This is a genomic window from Alsobacter sp. (assembly GCF_059501845.1).
This window is the reverse complement of record NZ_JCACDK010000017.1, coordinates 65530-83459: the sequence shown is the minus strand read 5'-3', so window position 1 is coordinate 83459 and position 17930 is coordinate 65530. Positions and strand designations below refer to the sequence as shown.

Annotated in this window: 22 protein-coding genes; 12 read left to right on the top strand and 10 right to left on the bottom strand. The window is 68.3% G+C overall.

Annotated features, from left to right (window positions below; all coding sequences use genetic code 11):
- Window positions 1-29 precede the first annotated feature (29 nt).
- Complete coding sequence (locus AC5JCN_RS13935) at window positions 30-425, top strand: YkvA family protein (RefSeq protein ID WP_495755670.1); 396 nt, start codon at window positions 30-32, stop codon at window positions 423-425.
- 28 nt (window positions 426-453) lie between these two features.
- On the opposite strand, the gene AC5JCN_RS13930 is transcribed toward AC5JCN_RS13935, so the two are convergent.
- Both AC5JCN_RS13930 and AC5JCN_RS13925 read right to left on the bottom strand, forming a co-directional pair.
- Window positions 454-1434, bottom strand: coding sequence for an NADPH:quinone oxidoreductase family protein (locus tag AC5JCN_RS13930; RefSeq protein WP_495755669.1), 981 nt, complete (start codon window positions 1432-1434; stop codon window positions 454-456).
- A gap of 3 nt (window positions 1435-1437) precedes the next feature.
- On the bottom strand, window positions 1438-2004 hold the full coding sequence (locus AC5JCN_RS13925; protein WP_495755668.1) for a sigma-70 family RNA polymerase sigma factor: 567 nt from the start codon (window positions 2002-2004) through the stop codon (window positions 1438-1440).
- A gap of 221 nt (window positions 2005-2225) precedes the next feature.
- On the opposite strand from AC5JCN_RS13925, the gene AC5JCN_RS13920 reads away from it, so the two are divergent.
- The 8 genes from AC5JCN_RS13920 (at window position 2226) to AC5JCN_RS13885 (ending at window position 9807) form a co-directional block, all read left to right on the top strand.
- Window positions 2226-2864, top strand: coding sequence for an invasion associated locus B family protein (locus tag AC5JCN_RS13920; RefSeq protein ID WP_495755667.1), 639 nt, complete (start codon window positions 2226-2228; stop codon window positions 2862-2864).
- 899 nt (window positions 2865-3763) lie between these two features.
- Window positions 3764-4981, top strand: coding sequence for a dual-specificity RNA methyltransferase RlmN (gene rlmN / locus AC5JCN_RS13915; protein ID WP_495755850.1), 1218 nt, complete (start codon window positions 3764-3766; stop codon window positions 4979-4981).
- 112 nt (window positions 4982-5093) lie between these two features.
- Window positions 5094-5246, top strand: a complete 153-nt coding sequence (locus AC5JCN_RS13910) for an aa3-type cytochrome c oxidase subunit IV (protein ID WP_495755666.1) — start codon at window positions 5094-5096, stop codon at window positions 5244-5246.
- 71 nt (window positions 5247-5317) lie between these two features.
- Window positions 5318-6472 carry a Re/Si-specific NAD(P)(+) transhydrogenase subunit alpha gene (locus tag AC5JCN_RS13905; RefSeq protein WP_495755665.1) on the top strand — a complete coding sequence of 385 codons (1155 nt, stop codon included), beginning with the start codon at window positions 5318-5320 and terminating at the stop codon, window positions 6470-6472.
- Window positions 6473-6498: 26 nt separating this feature from the next.
- A complete protein-coding gene (locus tag AC5JCN_RS13900; protein WP_495755664.1) occupies window positions 6499-6948 on the top strand; it encodes a proton-translocating transhydrogenase family protein in 450 nt (149 codons plus the stop codon).
- A 5-nt stretch (window positions 6949-6953) separates the two neighbouring features.
- Window positions 6954-8357 (top strand): NAD(P)(+) transhydrogenase (Re/Si-specific) subunit beta, encoded by a 1404-nt coding sequence (locus AC5JCN_RS13895; protein WP_495755663.1) that lies wholly within the window; start codon window positions 6954-6956, stop codon window positions 8355-8357.
- A 125-nt stretch (window positions 8358-8482) separates the two neighbouring features.
- The gene (locus tag AC5JCN_RS13890; protein ID WP_495755662.1) at window positions 8483-8953 is read left to right on the top strand and encodes a GNAT family N-acetyltransferase; all 471 of its coding nucleotides are present in this window, start codon (window positions 8483-8485) and stop codon (window positions 8951-8953) included.
- Entirely contained in the window at window positions 8950-9807 is an 858-nt protein-coding gene (locus AC5JCN_RS13885; protein WP_495755661.1) for an alpha/beta hydrolase, read from the top strand. Before AC5JCN_RS13890 ends, AC5JCN_RS13885 begins: the two co-directional genes overlap by 4 nt.
- Before the next feature lie 72 nt (window positions 9808-9879).
- On the opposite strand, the gene AC5JCN_RS13880 is transcribed toward AC5JCN_RS13885, so the two are convergent.
- The 4 genes from AC5JCN_RS13880 to purE form a co-directional block, all read right to left on the bottom strand.
- Complete coding sequence (locus AC5JCN_RS13880) at window positions 9880-10764, bottom strand: tetratricopeptide repeat protein (RefSeq protein ID WP_495755849.1); 885 nt, start codon at window positions 10762-10764, stop codon at window positions 9880-9882.
- Between the two features lie 170 nt (window positions 10765-10934).
- Entirely contained in the window at window positions 10935-11171 is a 237-nt protein-coding gene (rpsU, locus tag AC5JCN_RS13875; RefSeq protein ID WP_254743751.1) for a 30S ribosomal protein S21, read from the bottom strand.
- A 181-nt stretch (window positions 11172-11352) separates the two neighbouring features.
- The gene (locus AC5JCN_RS13870; protein WP_495755660.1) at window positions 11353-12423 is read right to left on the bottom strand and encodes a 5-(carboxyamino)imidazole ribonucleotide synthase; all 1071 of its coding nucleotides are present in this window, start codon (window positions 12421-12423) and stop codon (window positions 11353-11355) included.
- A gap of 1 nt (window position 12424) precedes the next feature.
- Entirely contained in the window at window positions 12425-12919 is a 495-nt protein-coding gene (purE, locus tag AC5JCN_RS13865; protein WP_495755659.1) for a 5-(carboxyamino)imidazole ribonucleotide mutase, read from the bottom strand.
- Between the two features lie 113 nt (window positions 12920-13032).
- Between purE and AC5JCN_RS13860 the strand changes: the two genes are divergently transcribed.
- Window positions 13033-13623: a GGDEF domain-containing protein gene (locus tag AC5JCN_RS13860; protein ID WP_495755658.1), complete on the top strand. Its 591-nt coding sequence runs from the start codon at window positions 13033-13035 to the stop codon at window positions 13621-13623.
- On the opposite strand, the gene AC5JCN_RS13855 is transcribed toward AC5JCN_RS13860, so the two are convergent.
- Window positions 13613-13831, bottom strand: coding sequence for a YdcH family protein (locus tag AC5JCN_RS13855; RefSeq protein ID WP_495755657.1), 219 nt, complete (start codon window positions 13829-13831; stop codon window positions 13613-13615). The genes AC5JCN_RS13860 and AC5JCN_RS13855 overlap by 11 nt on opposite strands.
- A 204-nt stretch (window positions 13832-14035) precedes the next feature.
- Between AC5JCN_RS13855 and AC5JCN_RS13850 the strand changes: the two genes are divergently transcribed.
- Window positions 14036-14227, top strand: coding sequence for a YdcH family protein (locus tag AC5JCN_RS13850; protein ID WP_495755656.1), 192 nt, complete (start codon window positions 14036-14038; stop codon window positions 14225-14227).
- Between the two features lie 129 nt (window positions 14228-14356).
- Here the strand turns inward: AC5JCN_RS13850 and AC5JCN_RS13845 are convergent, their stop codons facing one another.
- Entirely contained in the window at window positions 14357-15982 is a 1626-nt protein-coding gene (locus tag AC5JCN_RS13845; RefSeq protein ID WP_495755655.1) for an acyl-CoA synthetase, read from the bottom strand.
- A 282-nt stretch (window positions 15983-16264) separates the two neighbouring features.
- On the opposite strand from AC5JCN_RS13845, the gene AC5JCN_RS13840 reads away from it, so the two are divergent.
- Window positions 16265-16501 (top strand): YdcA family protein, encoded by a 237-nt coding sequence (locus AC5JCN_RS13840; protein ID WP_495755654.1) that lies wholly within the window; start codon window positions 16265-16267, stop codon window positions 16499-16501.
- Between the two features lie 130 nt (window positions 16502-16631).
- Here the strand turns inward: AC5JCN_RS13840 and ccmB are convergent, their stop codons facing one another.
- Together ccmB and ccmA are read right to left on the bottom strand one after the other, a co-directional pair.
- Complete coding sequence (gene ccmB / locus AC5JCN_RS13835; RefSeq protein WP_495755653.1) at window positions 16632-17303, bottom strand: heme exporter protein CcmB; 672 nt, start codon at window positions 17301-17303, stop codon at window positions 16632-16634.
- Window positions 17300-17905, bottom strand: coding sequence for a heme ABC exporter ATP-binding protein CcmA (gene ccmA / locus AC5JCN_RS13830; protein WP_495755652.1), 606 nt, complete (start codon window positions 17903-17905; stop codon window positions 17300-17302). The genes ccmB and ccmA overlap by 4 nt, the downstream gene beginning before the upstream one ends.
- Between the last annotated feature and the right edge of the window lie 25 nt (window positions 17906-17930).

The following is a 17930-nucleotide window of genomic DNA, read 5'->3' as shown; positions in this document are numbered from 1 at the left end:
CGTCCGATGGACGGTTCACGGAGGATGGCATGTCCGCTTCGCACGACGATACCGACGACCTGTTCCGCCGCCGCTTCAGCGAGGCGGAGATGTCCGCCATGCGCCGCGCGGCGAAGGACGAGGCAGGGGTTCTTTCGGAAGCCATGGGCATGCTGCGCCGCCTGGGCCGGAAGCTCCCCTTCGCCGAGGATGCGCTCGCGGCCTTCTACTGCGCCACCGATCCGCAGACCGACAAGCGCGTCAAGCTGGTGCTTGTCGGGGCGCTGGCCTATTTCGTGATGCCCTTCGACGTCATCCCCGACGTGCTGCCGTTGCTCGGCTTCACCGACGACGCGGCCGTGATCGCGACGGCGCTCTCGGCCGTCAGCCGCGCGATGAAGCCCGAGCACCGCGAGCGCGCGAAGCAGAAGCTCGACGAAGCGTAAACAGAGCGAGGGTCGCCGGTAGGGGTTCTCAGCCCCTCGGCCTGACGAGGATCTTGCCGACGGCCCGGCGTCCCTCGAGGTCACGCAACGCGTCGGCCACTCCCTCCAGGCCGACTACCTTCGAGGAGAGGGCGCTGATGCGCCCCTCCTTCGCCCAGGCGAAGAGCTGTTCGACATTGGCGGCGTTGGCCGCCGGCTCACGGTCGGTGAACGACCCCCAGAACACACCCAGGATGTCGCAGCCCTTCAGCAGCACGAGGTTGAGTGGGATCTTGGGGATGCCGCCGCCGGCAAAGCCGACGACGAGGTAGCGTCCCTTCCAGCCCAGCGAGCGCAGGGCGGGCTCGGCGAGGTCGCCGCCGACGGGATCGTAGACGACGTCGATGCCCTTGCTGCCGCCCAGACGCTTCAGCGCCGCCTTGAGGTCTTCGCGGGTGTAGTCGACCAATTCCGCCGCGCCATGCGCGCGGGCCGTCTCCAGCTTTTCGGCGGTCGAGGCGCAGGCAATGACCCGGGCGCCCATGACCGTGCCGATCTCGACGGCCGAAAGGCCGGCGCCGCCTGCGGCCCCGAGCACGGCGAGCGTCTCTCCCGGCTGCAGCCGGGCGCGATCCCGCAGGGCGTGGAGGGAGGTGCCGTAGGTCACCATCAGGCCGGCCGCCTGCTCGTCCGCAAGGCCCTCGGGGACACGGGCGAGCTTCGCCACCGGGATGGCCACCTTCTCCCGGCATCCGCCCCAGCCCACCCAGGCGGCGACCCGAGCCCCGAGCCAGGACGGTTCAACTCCCGCACCGAGGGCAGAGACCCGGCCGGACAGCTCCGCGCCCGGCGAAAACGGCAATTCCGGCGTGAACTGGTAGCGGTTGCGGACCGTCAGCGTGTCCATGAAGTTCAGCGCGGCAAATGCCACGTCGACGACCACCTCGCCTGACCCTGGCGCGGGCTCCGGAACATCGCGGACGGCGAGTGCATCAGGGCCGTCGAAGCTGGAACACAGGAGCGCGCGCATGGCTCAGCCCGCCTCGACCACGCCGCCAGCCTCGAGCTGGCGTCTCAGCCGCGTGAAGGCCAGCCGGATGCGGCTTTTCACCGTCCCGAGCGGAAGCCCCAGCTTTTCCGCGATCTCGCTGTGCGACAGCCCGTCGAAGAAGGCGAGGCGCACCAGCTCGAGCTGCTCGGCCGGCAGGGATTCCATGGCCCCGCGCAGAACTTCCTCGCGCTGCTGCAGATCGATGGCCTTGTCCGTCTGCGGGTCGTCGGCGATGTCGAAGGCCGGTTCGAGCGGATCGAGGTAGTCGACCCTGTCACGCCTCGCCGCATCGATGCGCCGGTTGCGGGCGATGCGGTATAGCCAGGTAGGCACCGAGGACTTGGCGGGGTCGAACTGGCCGGCCTTGCGCCAGAGCGTCACCATGACTTCCTGGGTGAGCTCCTCGGCCATTGATGATTCTGTGCCGAGACGCAACAGGTAGGCATTGAGTCGTGGAGCGAAATGATCGAACAGGCGGGCAAACGCATCCCGGTCGCGACGCTGCGCAACCGCTGCCACGAGCGCCGCCAGTTCCTGATGGGTGACCAACGCGTGTCCCTTGCAAATCCCACGATCTGGGCCGTGACCGCGTCCCCCCGCCACCTCCGGCCCTGGCGCTTGACCTTTTGCCGGCGCCGCCGCTCCATGTTGACACGATCCGCAGCTTCGCGGAACCCCGTCCCCCGCCTGCCTTGATTCCTTCACTTCCAGCGGGAAAGGTTCGCCCGGGCGCGCGCGCCGCGGTAGCGCTCCTGTTCGAGCGGAGTAACATGACCTCCATGATTCGCTGCCTTTACACCCGTTCCCGGGCCGCCCTCGCCGTGTGCCTCGTCTCCGCCGGCATGGCGACTGCGCCAGCCATGGCCCAGACTGCGGCACCGGCCAAGCCCCAGGGCGCCAAACCACAACCCGCCAAGCCGGCCACGGCCGCCAAGCCGAAGCCTGCATCGACAGGTGGGGCTCCCGCGGCGGCTCCCGTCCAGGTTGCATCGTTCCAGGACTGGGGCGTCTACACGTCCGATACCGCGAAGGGGAAGGTCTGCTACGCGCTGGCCCAGCCCAAGGACCGCCTTCCGAAGTCGCTCAACCGTGACCCCGGCTATCTCTTCGTCTCTTCGCGCCCGACCGAGGGCGTGCGCAACGAGGTGAGCCTCGTCCTCGGCTTCGCGCTCAAGGATGGTGGGGAGGGCTCGGCAGCGGTCGGCAACACCGGCTTCGCGCTGGTGACGAAGGGCAACGCCGCGTGGATGAAAAACGCGGCGGAAGACGCCACCTTCGTCGACGCGCTGCGCAAGGGCCAGGGTCTCACCGTGAAGGTCACCTCGAAGCGCGGCAACGAGAGCACGGACCGCTACAGCCTCTCGGGCGCCGCCCAGGCCCTCGACCGCGTCAAGAAGGAATGCCCCTGATCGCAGGTCGGTCTCGGCCGAAGGGAAACGCCATCCAGCGATCGGCAAGTCTCGCCCCTGTCATCCCCGGCGCGCCGCAGGCGCGGGAAGGGGATCCAGCGGCTTCCTTGCAGGCTGAAACGTGGTGAGCGGCGGGCATTTGGCCCCTGGATCCCCTTCCCCTCCGCCGCTTCGCGGCTCCGGCCGGGGATGACAAGGTTGGCGCTGCGATCGTCGCCGGCTTGGATTTGGCTCTGTCCCTGTCATCCCCGGCGCGCCGCAGGCGCGGGAAGGGGATCCAGCGGCTTCCTTGCAGGCTGAAACGTGGTGAGCGGCGGGCATTTGGCCCCTGGATCCCCTTCCCCTCCGCCGCTTCGCGGCTCCGGCCGGGGATGACAAGGTTGGCGCTGCGATCGTCGCCGGCTTGGATTTGGCTCTGTCCCTGTCATCCCCGGCGCGCCGCAGGCGCGGGAAGGGGATCCAGCGGCTTCCTTGCAGGCTGAAACGTGGTGAGCGGCGGGCATTTGGCCCCTGGATCCCCTTCCCCTCCGCCGCTTCGCGGCTCCGGCCGGGGATGACAAGGTTGGCGCTGCGATCGTCGCCGGCTTGGATTTGGCTCTGTCCCTGTCATCCCCGGCGCGCCGCAGGCGCGGGAAGGGGATCCAGCGGCTTCCTTGCAGGCTGAATCGTGGTGAGCGGCGAAAGAACTGGCCGCTGGATCCCCTTCCCCTCCGCCGCTTTGCGGCTGCGGCCGGGGATGACAAGGTTGGAGTGGAGGTGGGCTTGGCGCTTGCAGGGCCGCCACAGAGGCGCCACGTGAGGGGTCCATAGGCGCGGGCCGGCTTTTCTGCTAGGAGCCGGGCCGCAACAGGACCACTCCCGACATGGCCGCCTCGCTCGACACCGCCACGACCCAACCCATGCCCGCCGCCGCTCCGGCCGCCGGCGGGGATGCCCGGTTGCCGTCTCTCGTCGGCCTCACCCGGTCCGGCCTGTCCGAGGCGCTGGCCGGGATCGGCGTGCCGCAGCGCGACCTGCGGATGCGGGTCGGCCAGCTGTGGCAGTGGATCTATTTCCGCGGGGTGCGCGACTTCGACGCCATGACCAATGTCGGCAAGGGTTTGCGGGCCGAGCTGGCACGGCACTTCACGCTCGCCCGGCCCGAGATCGTGTCGGAGCAGGTCTCCGTCGACGGCACCCGGAAGTGGCTTCTGCGCATGCCTCCGACAGGCCCGCACGATCGCGGCGCCGAGGTGGAGGCAGTTTACATTCCCGAGGCGGACCGGGGGACGCTGTGCGTGTCCTCCCAGGTCGGCTGCACGCTCACCTGCACGTTCTGCCACACCGGCACGCAGCGCCTCGTCCGCAATCTCACCGCTGCCGAAATCGTGGCCCAGCTCGTCGTCGCCCGTGACCGGCTGGGCGACTGGCCGGGGGCCGCACGCCCCACGGACGGTCTGGTGCCCGATGCAGAGCGCGCCGTCTCCAACATCGTCTTCATGGGGATGGGCGAGCCGCTCTACAATTTCGAGGGCGTCCGCGACGCCGTCGAGGTGATCTCGGACGGGGAAGGGCTGTCGCTGTCGCGCCGGCGCATTACGCTCTCCACATCCGGCGTCGTGCCGATGATCGGGCGGGCCGGCGACGAAATCGGCACGATGCTCGCCATCTCGCTGCACGCCACCCGCGACGACCTGCGCGACGAGCTCGTGCCGCTCAACAAGAAGTACCCGATCCGCGACCTGCTCGAGGCCTGCCGCGGCTACCCCGGCCTGTCGAACGCGCGCCGGATCACCTTCGAGTACGTGATGCTGAAGGGCGTCAACGACAGTCTCGCCGAGGCCCGCGACCTCGTGCGCCTGCTGAAGGGCATCCCGGCCAAGATCAACCTGATCCCGTTCAATCCCTGGCCCGGTACGCGCTACGAATGCTCGGACTGGGAGCAGATCGAGGATTTCTCGGAGGTCGTGTTCCGCGCCGGCTATGCCTCTCCCGTCCGCACCCCGCGCGGTCGCGACATCCTGGCGGCGTGCGGCCAGCTGAAGAGCGAGACGGAGAAGCTGCGCGCCCGCGCCAGGCTCATGCTGGAGAGCGGCATCGGCGCCGAGGGACTGTTCGTCGCCGGCGAAGCGGACTGACTGCGGCCACAAGGACTTGGGGGCTGCCGGCGCTTCCTCCGGGCGGCCGATTGCACGTCCGTTGCGCATGCGCTAAAGCCCGTGGGACTTCGTGCCGCTTCAGGGAGCACCCATGGCCGACCACCACGCCGCATCCTCCGCCGGTCACCCCGACATGGACTATGCGGAGCACGAGCGCACCTATCGCGGCTTCACCACGTTCGCCAAGTGGGGCACGATCGTCGTGTGCGTGATCGTCGCCGGCATGTACATCTTCCTGGTCTGACGCGGCTTTTTCCTCCTCGGTCCTGACGGCGCGCCGGGGCGGCGCGCCGGGTCTCCACCGGAGTGCCCACGATGCGCATTGCCGTCATCACCGAAACCGATCCGCTCGAGTCGCGCGTCGCCGCGACCCCGGAGACCGTGAAGAAGATCATCGGGCTGGGCGGCACGGTGGCCGTGCAATCCGGCGCCGGCATCCGCTCGGGCATCACGGACGCCGACTACCAGGCCGCGGGCGCCGAGATCGCCGCCACGGCCAAGGCTGCCATCGCCGGGGCCGACGTGATCCTCAAGGTGCGCCGTCCCGCTCCCGCCGAACTCAAGGGGGTGAAGAAGGGCGCGCTGGTGATCGCCATCCTCGACCCCTATGGCAACGAGGCGGCGTTGCAGGCGCTGGCCGAGGCCGGCGTCTCCTCCTTCGCCATGGAGCTGATGCCGCGCATCACGCGCGCCCAGGTGATGGACGTGCTGTCCTCGCAGGCCAACCTCGCCGGCTATCGCGCCGTCGTCGACGCGGCGGCGGAGTATGGCCGCGCCTTCCCGATGATGATGACGGCGGCAGGCACCGTGCCGGCGGCTCGCGTCTTCATCATGGGTGTCGGCGTCGCCGGCCTGCAGGCCATCGCGACGGCCCGCCGCATGGGAGCGGTCGTGACCGCGACCGACGTCCGCCCGGCGACGAAAGAGCAGGTCGAGTCGCTCGGCGCCAAGTTCGTCGCCGTCGAGGACGAAGAGTTCAAGCAGGCCGAGACGGCCGGCGGCTACGCCAAGGAGATGTCGAAGGACTACCAGGCCAAGCAGTCGGCGCTGGTGGCCTCGCACATCGCCAAGCAGGACATCGTCATCACGACGGCTCTCATTCCCGGCCGCCCGGCGCCGCGCCTCGTCACCGAGGAGATGGTGGCCTCGATGCGGCCAGGCTCGGTGCTCATCGATCTCGCCATCGAGCGCGGCGGCAATGTCGCGGGCGCAAGGCCGGGCGAGATCGTGACGACGCCAAACGGCGTGAAGATCGTCGGGCACCTCAACGTGCCCGGGCGCCTCGCGGCGACCTCGTCCAGCCTCTACGCCAAGAACCTCTTCGCCTTCCTCGAGACGCTGGTCGACAAGGCCTCCAAGAGCCTCGCGGTGAAGTGGGACGACGAGCTGGTCAAGGCGACCAACATCACGCGCGACGGCGCAATCGTACATCCGAATTTCCAGCCCAAGGTGGCCGAGCCGGCGGCCTGAGCCGCGGCTTCGAGGGGGAGGTCAGCATGGCAAACGAGTCACCGCAGGACCTGCTCGAGAAAGCGCAGGCCGCGGCGCGCATCGCCCGGGAGGCCGCCGACGCGGCCCAGGCGAATGCCGACCAGCTCGCACACGCGGTCGGGGCGGCGGCCCATGCCGCGACCGGCGGCGGAATCGATCCCTTCGTCTTCCAGCTCGCCATCTTCGTGCTGGCCGTCTTCGTCGGCTACTTCGTGGTCTGGGCGGTGACGCCGGCGCTGCACACGCCGCTGATGTCTGTGACCAACGCCATCTCCTCCGTGATCGTCGTGGGCGCGCTGCTCTCGGTCGGCGTCAGCGCCGAGGGGGCCATGAGCGACGGGCCGGTCTGGGCACGCCTCTTCGGCTTCATCGCCCTGATCCTGGCGAGCGTGAACATCTTCGGCGGCTTCCTCGTCACCCAGCGCATGCTGGCGATGTACAAGAAGAAGGGCTGAGGACGATGAGCATCAACCTCGCCGCCCTCCTCTACGTCGCCGCCGGCGTCCTCTTCATCCTGGCCCTGCGCGGATTGTCGTCCCCCGCCAGCAGCCGCAGGGGAAACCTGTTCGGCATGGCGGGCATGGCCATCGCCATCCTGACCACTTTGGCGCTGGCGCCTCCTGCGGGCGGCCTCGGCTGGCTGCTGGTCGTCGCGGGCATCGCCATCGGCGGCGGCATCGGCGCGGTCGTGGCGCGGCGCATCGCGATGACGGCGATGCCGCAGCTCGTCGCCTTCTTCCACTCGCTGGTCGGCCTTGCCGCGGTGCTGGTGGCGGCCGGCGCGCTCTACGCCCCGCAGGCCTTCGGCATCGGCTCGCCGGGCGCCATCCACGGCGCCAGCCTCATCGAGATGTCGCTCGGCGTCGCCATCGGCGCCATCACCTTCACCGGCTCGGTCATCGCGTTCCTGAAGCTCGACGGGCGGATGAGCGGCAAGCCGATCCTGCTGCCGCAGCGCCACGTCATCAACATCGCGCTGGCGGTGCTCCTGGTCGGCCTGATCGTCGCCTTCGTCCAGACGGAGAGCCACGCCGTCTTCTGGCTGCTGACGCTCGCCGCCTTCCTGCTCGGCGTGCTCATCATCGTCCCGATCGGCGGCGCGGACATGCCGGTCGTCGTGTCGATGCTGAACTCCTATTCCGGCTGGGCTGCCGCGGGCATCGGCTTCACCCTCGGCAACATGGCGCTGATCATCACCGGCGCCCTGGTCGGCTCGTCGGGCGCCATCCTCTCCTACATCATGTGCAAGGGGATGAACCGGTCCTTCATCTCCGTGATCCTGGGCGGCTTCGGCGGCGAGACGGCTGCCGCCGGTGCGGGGGCCAAGGAAACAAGGCCGGTCAAGCAGGGCTCGGCCGACGACGCAGCCTTCATGATGAAGAACGCCTCCAAGGTCATCATCGTGCCGGGCTACGGCATGGCCGTGGCGCAGGCCCAGCACGCGCTGCGGGAGATGGCAGACAACCTGAAAAAGGAAGGCGTCGAGGTGAAGTACGCCATCCACCCCGTCGCGGGCCGCATGCCCGGCCACATGAACGTGCTGCTGGCCGAGGCAAACGTTCCCTATGACGAGGTCTTCGAGCTGGAGGACATCAACTCGGAGTTCGCGCAGGCGGACGTCGCGTTCGTCATCGGCGCCAACGACGTGACCAACCCGGCAGCCAAGACCGATCCCACCTCGCCGATTTTCGGCATGCCGATCCTCGACGTGGAGAAAGCCAAGACGGTTCTCTTCATCAAGCGCGGCATGGGCTCCGGCTATGCCGGCGTGGAGAACGAGCTGTTCTTCAAGGACAACACGCTGATGCTCTTCGCCGACGCCAAGAAGATGGTCGAGGACATCAACAAGGCCATGGCGCACTGAGCCTGCGCTTCACAGATCCGTCACGACGGCCGGCCATCGTGCCGGCCGTTTTATTTCGGGGCGAAGGCAAGACGATGGGACATCGCGAGGAGCAGGCACACTTGCCCCGCCTGCTGGTCCGCGCCATGCGCGAGGCCGACCGCGATGCTGTCGCGCAGCTGCTGCTGGAGATCAACCGCGTCGAGAACGACTTCACGCAAGACCGGCACATCGCTCTCGAGGCAGGCCGGGATTGCCTCATCGCCAATGAGGCCCATATCGCCGAGGCTGGAGGGACAGTGCTGGTCGCGGAGGATGCTGGCCGGGTCGTGGGTATCCTGGTCTTGGCATTCGGCATGGCCGACGCCTTCGTCAGGCCCGACCTGCGGCCCTGTGCGATTGTCCTGGATCTCTGCGTCGATCAGGCGTCCCGAGGCAGGGGAATTGGAAAGCTGTTACTGGCCGAGGCGGAGCGGATCGCCCGCGAGGACGGCCGATCGGCCCTGCTCGTGGGCGCGGTAGCCGGCAACGAGAGGGCGATCGCTCTCTATGAAGCCACTGGTTTTCGTCGCCAGGCGATCGAGTTCCGCAAGCCGCTTCGGACTTTTGACCAGTGACCATCGCGCGTGGACGCATCGTGACGCTGCTCCTTCTCCTCGCCATCCTGCTCTATGCCGGCGTCGCGGTGTTCCTCTACGTCATGCAGCGGCCGATGATGTATCCGGCCTTCGGGGGCAGGACGGCACCGTCGAAGGCAGGCCTTTCCGGCGTCGAGGAGGTTGTGCTGCCCACGCCGGACGGCGAGACGCTGGTGGCATGGTGGAAGCCACCTGCGCCCGGCGCCAGGACCATCCTTTTCCTGCACGGCAATGCCGGCAACCTCGCGATGCGGGCCGATCGGATCCGCCTGCTGACAGCCGACGGCACGGGGCTGCTGCTGCTCGCCTATCGCGGCTATTCGGGCTCGACGGGGTCGCCGACAGAGGAGGGGCTCGCGACCGACGCCCGCACCGCCTTCGACTGGCTGGCCCGGCGCGTCGATCCGGCTGGGATCGTGCTCCTAGGGGAGTCTCTCGGTTCGGGCGTGGCGGTGAGGCTGGCGCAGGAGCGGCCAGTCGCGGGCGTCATCCTCGATGCGCCCTATACTTCCACGGCCGACGTCGCGCGCAGGCTCTACTGGTGGCTACCGGTCGGCCTTCTGATGAAGGACCAGTACCCGTCCATCGATCGCATCGCGGGCGTCCGCGCGCCCATTCTCGTCCTGCACGGCGACGGGGATGGCGTCATCCCCTTCGCCCTCGGCGAGCGCCTCTACGCTGCGGCGAACGAACCCAAGAGCTTCCTGCGCATCGCCGGCGGCAACCACACCGGCAACATCGAGCGGCCGGAAGGGCTGGCCGAGGTGCGGCGGTTCATCGATGGGCTTAAGGCCGGCAAACCCCTGCCTGCGGGCACGCCGGCGTCGCCGTAGGGGACTGCGGAACTCCGGATAGCCCGGATTGATGGCTGGTCGAGGCTGCTTCGATCGATCTGGCGCCGAAACTCAGAACCAGCCGCGGCCACCGCCACCGACGCGCGCGAGACCTTCCTTTGCGGCGCGGTTGCCCTGCTCGAGGGTCAACGCGTGACTGTAGGACTCGGACGCTTTCTGCTTGTCCCCGAGCTTTTCGTAGGCCTCGCCGCGGCCGACCCACGCGTCGACATTGCGGTTGTCGACGTTCAGCGCGGCGTTGAAATCCTCGATGGCCTTTTCAGGCTGGCCCAGCGCCAGCAGGCTCTGGGCCCGTCCGAGATAGGGCGCCCCTGCGAAGGGATCGCGGTCGATCGCGGCATCGAAATCGTTGACCGCTTTCTGATGGTTGCCCTGGCGCTGATAGATGAGGCCGCGGGCATGGTAGGGCTGTGCCGACTCAGGGCTCAGCCGGATCGCCTGCGTCAGGTCGGCGAAGGCCTGATCGAAATTGCCCTGCGCGCGCTCGAGGTTGGCCCGGCCGAGATAGGCGGGGCCGTAGTTCATGTCGGCCTGGATGGCGCGATTGAAGTCGCCGGCCGCCTGCTCGTTCTTGCCGATCTGGCGGAAGGCGAGCGCACGGTTGGTGTAGGCGGCCGCGTAGTTCGGGTTCAGCTGGATCGCCTTGGTGAAATCGGCGATGGCATCGCTGTAGCGGGCGGTGCGGGCATAGGCGGCGCCGCGGGTATTGTAGGCGTTGGGATCGTTCGGGTTGCGCGAGATCACGTCGCTCAGCGACTCGATGTTGACCTGCTGGGCGCCCGACTTGTCGTCGACCACCTCGGCCACATTGGCGGCCGGCCGGCCCACCGTTTCGCAAGCTGCTGCGGCGAGGCATACCCCGGCCACGAGAAGAAGCCGTGCCGACAGGCGGGAAGGGCCGGAGCGGAGGAGGACGTGTCGGAGCGCGTTCGCCATCGTGGTCATGGTCCCGTTCTCACCCGGCACATGGCCGATTCTGTGCTGTCCCGGTCATTGGCGCGATCACCGCAACGCCACGCCGCAAAAGCATGGCGCCCTGCGACCTTTCGGCCGGGGCGCCTGTCGGTCTGGGCCGGATGCGCGGGCCTGTCGGCCCGCCCGGGCGATCAGCGTGCGGCGACCTTCGGCTTGGGAGCCGGCAGCAGGCCTTCGCGCTGGGCACGCTTGCGGGCCAGCTTGCGGGCGCGGCGAACGGCCTCGGCCTTCTCGCGGGCACGCTTCTCGGAGGGCTTCTCGTAATGACCGCGGAGCTTCATTTCGCGGAAGATGCCCTCGCGCTGCATCTTCTTCTTCAGCGCCTTGAGAGCCTGGTCGACATTGTTGTCACGAACGAGAACCTGCACGCGATGCCTTCCCCGTGTCTTGATGGGAATTGAATGGTTCGGGTCGAGGATCGCAGGCGACCCGGGACCAGGATGCGGTGAACTAGCAGAATCGACCGGCCTTGTCCATGCGCGAATTGTTGGCAAACGCTGGCGGTGCTGCCGAATTTTGAGGCGCAGACTGGAGGCCGGCAGTGCCGGTTCAGGTGCTCACGCGCGTGACATGCCCCATCTTGCGTCCGGGCCTGTGCTCGCCTTTGCCGTAGTCGTGCAGATGCGCGCCGCGCTCCGACAGAATAGCGGGCCCGCGCTCGATTGCGGCGCCGATCAGGTTCTCCATCTCGATCGCACCGAGCCTCTTCGGCGAGCCGAGTGGCCAGCCGGCCACGGCCCGCACGTGCTGCTCGAACTGGGAGGCCTCGGCGCCCTCGATGGTCCAGTGCCCGGAATTGTGCACGCGCGGCGCGATCTCATTGACGAGGACGCGCTCGCGCCCGCCGTCGGCCACCACGAAGAACTCGACGGCGAGGACGCCGACATAGTCGAGCGCCGTCGCAATCCGGGCGGCGTGCTCCGCCGCGGCGTGCGCCGCCTCCGCCTCGAGCGTCGCAGGAAGCCGGGTGAAAGCCAGGATATGGTCTCGATGCTCGTTCTCGCAGACGTCGAAGGCTGCGACTGTTCCATCGGTACCGCGGGCGGCGACCACGGACACCTCCCGCACGAAAGGTACGAAGGCTTCCAGGACGCATGGGCGGCGCCCGAGCCTCTCGAAAGCGGCAGCCGGCTCGTCGCCGGGGCGAATGATCGCCTGGCCCTTGCCGTCATAGCCGAAGCGGCGTGTTTTCAGGACGGCCGGACGGCCGAGCTCCGCCAGCGCCCTCTCCAGTGACGCCTCGTTATCGACCGCCCGATAGGCGGCGAGCGGCAGGCCGATGCCGGCGACGAAGTCCTTCTCGCTCAGCCGGTCCTGCGTCACGGCGAGGGCGCGGGGTCCCGGCAGCACCGGCCGCCGCGCGGCCAGGAAAGCGGCGGTGGCGGCCGGCACGTTCTCGAACTCGTAGGTGATCACCGCAACCTGGGAGGCGAAGGCGGCGAGCGCATCCTCGTCCTCGTAGGCCGCGATAGTTCGCGCGGCACACACGTCAAACGCGCAACTTTCGGCTTCGGGCGCGTAGACATGGCAGCGCAGTCCGAGCGGCGCCGCGGCGAGGGCGATCATGCGCGCAAGCTGGCCGCCGCCGAGAATCCCGATGGTGTCGCCGGGGCGCAGCATCTCACGCCTCGCCGGACGGCTGCTCGGCGACGGACGCCGTCTGCCTCTCCCGGTAGGCGTCAATGCGGGCGGCCAGCGCCGTGTCGTTGAGGGCGAGAACAGCCGCCGCCAGCAGGGCTGCATTAACCGCGCCCGCGCGGCCGATGGCCAGCGTTCCAACGGGGATGCCGGCCGGCATTTGTACAATGGACAGAAGGCTGTCCTGGCCGGAAAGGGCTTTCGATTCGACCGGAACACCCAGCACCGGCAGGGGGGTCATCGCCGCCGTCATCCCGGGCAGGTGGGCGGCCCCGCCGGCGCCTGCGATCACCACCTTGAAGCCGGCGTCCCGCGCGCCCTTGGCGAAGGCGACGAGCCTGTCCGGCGTGCGGTGCGCCGAGACGATCCGGGCCTCGTAACCGACCTCCAGAGCGTCCAGCGTCTCGCACGAATGGCGCATGGTGGCCCAGTCGGATTGGCTGCCCATGATCACAGCCACCGGCTTTTTACCACCCATTGTATACCCTCGGTTGAGACTGCTACGCGAGCGCAGTGGAAATTCGGAGGCGCGGAGTATAGTTGGAGGCATAGGGGGCGCAAGCTCCCGTCAAGTCTCCGGATCTGACGCAATTGAGCGACGACGTGCTGCATCCCTTCGAAACACTGCATGGGTCGGATGACGACCTGAGGCGGGAACTCGCCCTCGCCAAGGCCCGGATCCGGGAGCTCGAGCAACTCGCCCATGTGGACGAGCTGACCGGCGTGCTGAACCGCCGTGGCTTCATGCGCGAGTTACGGCGAGCCGCCTCCTACAGTGCCCGCTATGGTGCCCCGGTGGCGCTGGCCATCATCGACCTCGACGATTTCAAGCGCACCAACGACACGCACGGCCATGCCGCGGGCGACGAGGTGCTGCGGGCGGTGGGACGCCTGCTCACCGAGCGCGTGCGCGCCTCCGACATCGTCGGCCGAATCGGCGGCGACGAGTTCGCCGTCATCCTCTGGCACGTCGGCGACGAGGCGGCCGCTGACAAGATCGACGACGTCGAGCAGCAGATCGAGGCGACGACGATCCCGTTCCATGGGCTGTCGCTGCGCGCCAAGCTGAGCGCGGGCGTCACGGCGCTGCGGCCGGGGCGGAGCATCGAGGCCTCGCTGGAGGCGGCCGACCACGTGCTCTATGCCGCCAAGGCCCGCAAGGCGGGCTCCTTCATGCAATGATGTCGGGCGTGACCTGGTCGGAGAGCGCCCGGATGCGGTCCTTGAGCGCCAGCTTGCGCTTTTTCAGGCGCTGGATCTGCAGCTGATCGGCCGCCGTCATGCCTTCGAGCGCGTTGATGGCGGCGTCGAGGTCGCGGTGTTCGGTGCGAAGGCGGTTCAGTTCGGCGAGTATGGCGCCGTCGTCCTGGTCACTGGTCGTATCGGGCATGGAAGCTGCGTTCAGGGCTCCGCCTCGGCCACCGGCGCGAGTTTCCACGTTCTAGCACAGCGGTCCGTCAGGCGTAACCGGTCAGGCTTACGTCCAATCGGTCCGAAGCTGTCGACCTCATTTTTGCCGTTCCGATAGTTTCCCATTTCCCCTGTGGGAGGGCTGTGTCACACTGCTGTTGCAGTAAGCCCAGGGAGGTTTTGCATGGCATTGCAGTCCCATCTTGCTGAACTCGAGCGCCGCCACAGGGCACTCGAGCGTGAGATCGAGCAGGAGCAGACTCATCCTGCGGGAAGCGACCTGAAGTTGGTCGAATTGAAGCGTAAGAAGCTTCTTCTAAAGGACGAAATCGAACGTTTGCGGCACAGTGCGTCACCGAGCGTGACAGTGCACTGAAGGACTGTTCAGACCGCGTGACGGCGCCTGAACGCGCCGCAGGTCAGTGCGTTTCGCCGCCGCGACCCCTCCCGGTCGCGGCGGCCTTGTTTCTGGGGTGGATGGGCGTTCGCACCCTGGGTGCCGGCTCTACGCTTCGCGCGCCAACTCGCGCAGGACGAACTTCTGGATCTTGCCGGTCGAGGTCTTCGGCAACTCCGTGAACACGATGTGACGCGGGCACTTGAAGCCCGCGAGGTTCTGCCTGCACCAGGCGATCAGCTCGTCTGCAGTGGCCGTCTTCCCCGGCTTCAGCTCGATGAACGCGCACGGCGTTTCGCCCCATTTCTCGTCGGGCTTGGCGACGACGGCCGCGGCCTGCACCGCCGGGTGCTTGAACAGCGCGTCCTCCACCTCGATCGACGAAATGTTCTCGCCGCCCGAGATGATGATGTCCTTCGACCGGTCCTTCAGCTGGATGTAGCCGTCGGGGTGCTTGACCCCGAGATCGCCGGAGTGGAACCAGCCGCCGGCGAAGGCTTCTGCGGTGGCCTTGGGGTTCTTCAGGTAGCCCTTCATCACGATGTTGCCGCGGAACATCACCTCGCCCATGGTCTGACCGTCCGCCGGAACTGGCGTCATGGTGGCGGGGTCGAAGACGTCCAGCCCGTCGAGAGCGAGATAGCGCACACCCTGGCGCGCCTTCTTCGCGGCCTGCGCCGCCGGCTCCAGCGCGTCCCAGTCCAGGTGCCAGTCGTTGACGACGGCGGGGCCGTAGGTCTCCGTCAGCCCGTAGAGGTGCGTGACGTTGAAGCCCGCCGCCTTCATGCCGGCGAGCACGGCCTCCGGTGGCGGCGCGGCCGCCGTGAAGAACTCCACGACGTGGGGCAGGGGGCGCTTCTCCGCATCGGGTGCGTTGAGCAGCGTCGACATGACGATGGGCGCGCCGCAGAGATGAGTGACCCTGTGCTCGGCGATGGCGTCGTACATCGCCCTGGCACGGACCTGCCGCAGGCAGACATGCGTGCCGACCGCGGCGGAGATGGACCACGGGAAGCACCAGCCGTTGCAGTGGAACATGGGCAGTGTCCACAGGTAGACGGGATGCTTGGCCATGCCGCAGGTAAGCACGTTGCCCTGCGCCAGCAGCGCGGCGCCGCGATGGTGGTAGACAACGCCTTTCGGGTTTCCGGTGGTCCCGGAGGTGTAGTTGAGCGAGATCGCGTCCCACTCGTCCGAGGGGAAAGCGCGGCGGTAGCCGTCGTCGCCGGCGGCGACGAAGTCCTCGTACTCGATTTCGCCGATGCGCTCGCCCCCACCCCGGTATTCGGGATCGTCGTAGTTCACGACGAGAGGCCGGACCGTGCAGAGCTCCAGCGCGGCCTTCATCGTGCCCGAGAACTCGAGGTCGACGATGACGATCTTCGCCTCGCCGTGGTCGAGGGAGAAGGCGATGATGGCGGGATCGAGCCGTGTGTTCAGCGTGTTCAGCACGCCCCCGGTCATGGGGACGCCGTAGTGGCACTCCAGCATGGCCGGCGTGTTGGCGAGCAGGACCGCGACGGTGTCCCCGCGGCCGATCCCGCGCTTCGCCAGAGCCGACGCCAGCCGGCGAGAGCGCGCGTGGAAGTCGCGATAGGTGCGCCTCAAGATGCCATGCACGATGGCGACATGGTCCGGGAACACGTCGGCCGCGTGCTCGAGGAAGGTCAGCGGCGTCAGCGGCTGATAGTTGGCCGGGTTCTTGTCGAGACCGGTCTCGTAAGGGTTCGCCATGGCGTGCCTCCCTGTTCTTTGTGTCGACGGTAAGCAGGCGCATGCGGGCCGGCAATGGGACGGAAGGAGGGTGGGCGATCGCGCATGCCCCGTCTTGCACTTTCGGCTGGTATCGACCTTCGCCGTCTTGCCTGCATCGCGACGCGTGAGCGATGCCGGCCTGACTACACGCGAGGTGCACCCGGCGGTTCGTGGGCGGGTGCAGGAATCCGTGCTGCTGTGGGCGCGCCGGCCGGACTGACTGCTCCGGCTCTCCCGTCCCAAGGCGATCCGGAGCCCGCCATGCGCTTCACCCTCATCCTGTGTGCCGCTGTGCTGGCGGTATCGACATCCGCACACGCGGCGACGCCTGACGCGACGCCCGCCCCAGCCGTGTCCAAGGCCGCCCCGCTCCGCACGCCATGCTCCGGCAAGAAGGGCGGGGTCGACCGCTGCGAGAACGGCAAGTTCATCTGCAAGGACGGCACGACCAGCGCCTCCAAAAAGGTCTGCACTCCTGCCGACAAGAAGGACGGCTGAGGCCGCTTCCAGGCCCCGCCCGCGTCATGGCGAGCGGAGCGTAGCGAACCAAGCCTGTCTTCCCTGATGGCACAGTCCCCTGGGTGCTTCGTCGCCGCGCTCTACGCAACGGCGGAATTCCACCGCCTGCCTACGCCGTCCCGGCGCGCAGCGCCGCGGCTCCGCCAAAGCAGCCGGTGACGAGCGAGAACAGGCTCAGTCCGCACAGCACCAGGAACGGCGTCAGGAACGGCACCGTCCCGCCGGTGGCTGCCTGTGCGGCGGAGACGCCGAAGATCAGCACGGGGATCATCAGGGGCAGGACGAGGATCGACATCACGAGGCCGCCGCGGCGCAGGCTCGCCGTCAGCGCCGCCCCGATGGCGCCGATGAAGGTGAGGGCGGGCGTGCCCGCAAGGAGCGTCGCCGCCATCGAGAACTGCGCCTCCGGCGACAGCGCGAGCAGCAGGCCGAAGAGGGGCGCGGCGATGGCCAGCGGCAGGCCCGTGACCAGCCAGTGCGCAAACCCCTTCACGAGCACGACCAGCTCCAGCGGCGTCTCGCCCATGAGGATGAGGTCGAGGGAGCCGTCCTCCTGGTCGGCCTGGAACAGACGGTCGAGACCAAGCAGTGTCGCCAGCGCCGCGGCGACCCAGAGGATGGCCGGTCCGATGCGCGAGAGAAGGTTGAGGTCGGGACCGATGGCGAAGGGCACCACCGTGACCAGCATCAGGAAGAAGACGAGACCCATGGTCCCGCCGCCGCCGATGCGCGCCGCGAGCCTGAGTTCCCGGACGAGAAGCGCCCGCAGCGGATGCGTCACGCCGCGCCCCCCAGGCGAAGCTCCGTCTGGCCGGGCAAGCCGAGCGGCACATGCGTGGCGGCGACGACGATGCCGCCCGCCTCGAGGTGCGACCGGGCGAGCGCCGCGAAGCGGGCCTGCGAGGCCGCGTCCAGTGCCGAGGTCGGCTCGTCCAGCAGCCATACCGGACGGGAGGAGACCAGCAGCCGGGCCAGAGCGAGCCGCCGGCGCTGCCCGGCGGAAAGCCATGCACAGGGAAACTCGGCGGCATGGCCGATCCCCACCTCGTCCAGCGCCTGCGCGGGAGCCATGGCAGGACGCCCGAGCATGGCCTGCCAGAAGGCGAGGCTCTCGGCTGCGGTCAGGGCAGGCTTCAGCGCGTCGCGGTGGCCGACATAGTGGGCCTCCTCCGGCAAGGTGCGCTCCCCTGTCGCGCCCTCGATGCGCAGCGATCCGCCCGCCGGTTCCACGAGACCGGCCAGCATCATGAGGAGGCTCGATTTTCCTGCTCCGTTGCGTCCGGTGAGGACCAGGGCGGTCCCTTGAGCGACGGAGAAGGAAAGTCCGGAGAAGATGGCGCGTCCCGCGCGTTGGCACGCAACTTGTTCCGCGACGAGGCGCATCGGGATGAAATCCGGGAAGGGCCGG

What these genes read in the sequence shown, in the direction of transcription:
- rlmN (WP_495755850.1), top strand. Translation starts at nt 3,764, where the DNA reads ATGCCCGCCGCCGCTCCGGCCGCCGGCGGGGATGCCCGGTTGCCGTCT.
- AC5JCN_RS13910 (WP_495755666.1), top strand. Translation starts at nt 5,094, where the DNA reads ATGGCCGACCACCACGCCGCATCCTCCGCCGGTCACCCCGACATGGAC.
- AC5JCN_RS13920 (WP_495755667.1), top strand. Translation starts at nt 2,226, where the DNA reads ATGACCTCCATGATTCGCTGCCTTTACACCCGTTCCCGGGCCGCCCTC.
- ccmA (WP_495755652.1), bottom strand. Translation starts at nt 17,905, where the DNA reads ATGCGCCTCGTCGCGGAACAAGTTGCGTGCCAACGCGCGGGACGCGCC.
- AC5JCN_RS13870 (WP_495755660.1), bottom strand. Translation starts at nt 12,423, where the DNA reads ATGCTGCGCCCCGGCGACACCATCGGGATTCTCGGCGGCGGCCAGCTT.
- AC5JCN_RS13930 (WP_495755669.1), bottom strand. Translation starts at nt 1,434, where the DNA reads ATGCGCGCGCTCCTGTGTTCCAGCTTCGACGGCCCTGATGCACTCGCC.
- AC5JCN_RS13890 (WP_495755662.1), top strand. Translation starts at nt 8,483, where the DNA reads ATGCGCGAGGCCGACCGCGATGCTGTCGCGCAGCTGCTGCTGGAGATC.
- AC5JCN_RS13845 (WP_495755655.1), bottom strand. Translation starts at nt 15,982, where the DNA reads ATGGCGAACCCTTACGAGACCGGTCTCGACAAGAACCCGGCCAACTAT.
- AC5JCN_RS13880 (WP_495755849.1), bottom strand. Translation starts at nt 10,764, where the DNA reads ATGGCGAACGCGCTCCGACACGTCCTCCTCCGCTCCGGCCCTTCCCGC.
- AC5JCN_RS13855 (WP_495755657.1), bottom strand. Translation starts at nt 13,831, where the DNA reads ATGCCCGATACGACCAGTGACCAGGACGACGGCGCCATACTCGCCGAA.
- AC5JCN_RS13905 (WP_495755665.1), top strand. Translation starts at nt 5,318, where the DNA reads ATGCGCATTGCCGTCATCACCGAAACCGATCCGCTCGAGTCGCGCGTC.
- purE (WP_495755659.1), bottom strand. Translation starts at nt 12,919, where the DNA reads ATGGGTGGTAAAAAGCCGGTGGCTGTGATCATGGGCAGCCAATCCGAC.
- AC5JCN_RS13840 (WP_495755654.1), top strand. Translation starts at nt 16,265, where the DNA reads ATGCGCTTCACCCTCATCCTGTGTGCCGCTGTGCTGGCGGTATCGACA.
- AC5JCN_RS13900 (WP_495755664.1), top strand. Translation starts at nt 6,499, where the DNA reads ATGGCAAACGAGTCACCGCAGGACCTGCTCGAGAAAGCGCAGGCCGCG.
- AC5JCN_RS13895 (WP_495755663.1), top strand. Translation starts at nt 6,954, where the DNA reads ATGAGCATCAACCTCGCCGCCCTCCTCTACGTCGCCGCCGGCGTCCTC.
- AC5JCN_RS13935 (WP_495755670.1), top strand. Translation starts at nt 30, where the DNA reads ATGTCCGCTTCGCACGACGATACCGACGACCTGTTCCGCCGCCGCTTC.
- AC5JCN_RS13850 (WP_495755656.1), top strand. Translation starts at nt 14,036, where the DNA reads ATGGCATTGCAGTCCCATCTTGCTGAACTCGAGCGCCGCCACAGGGCA.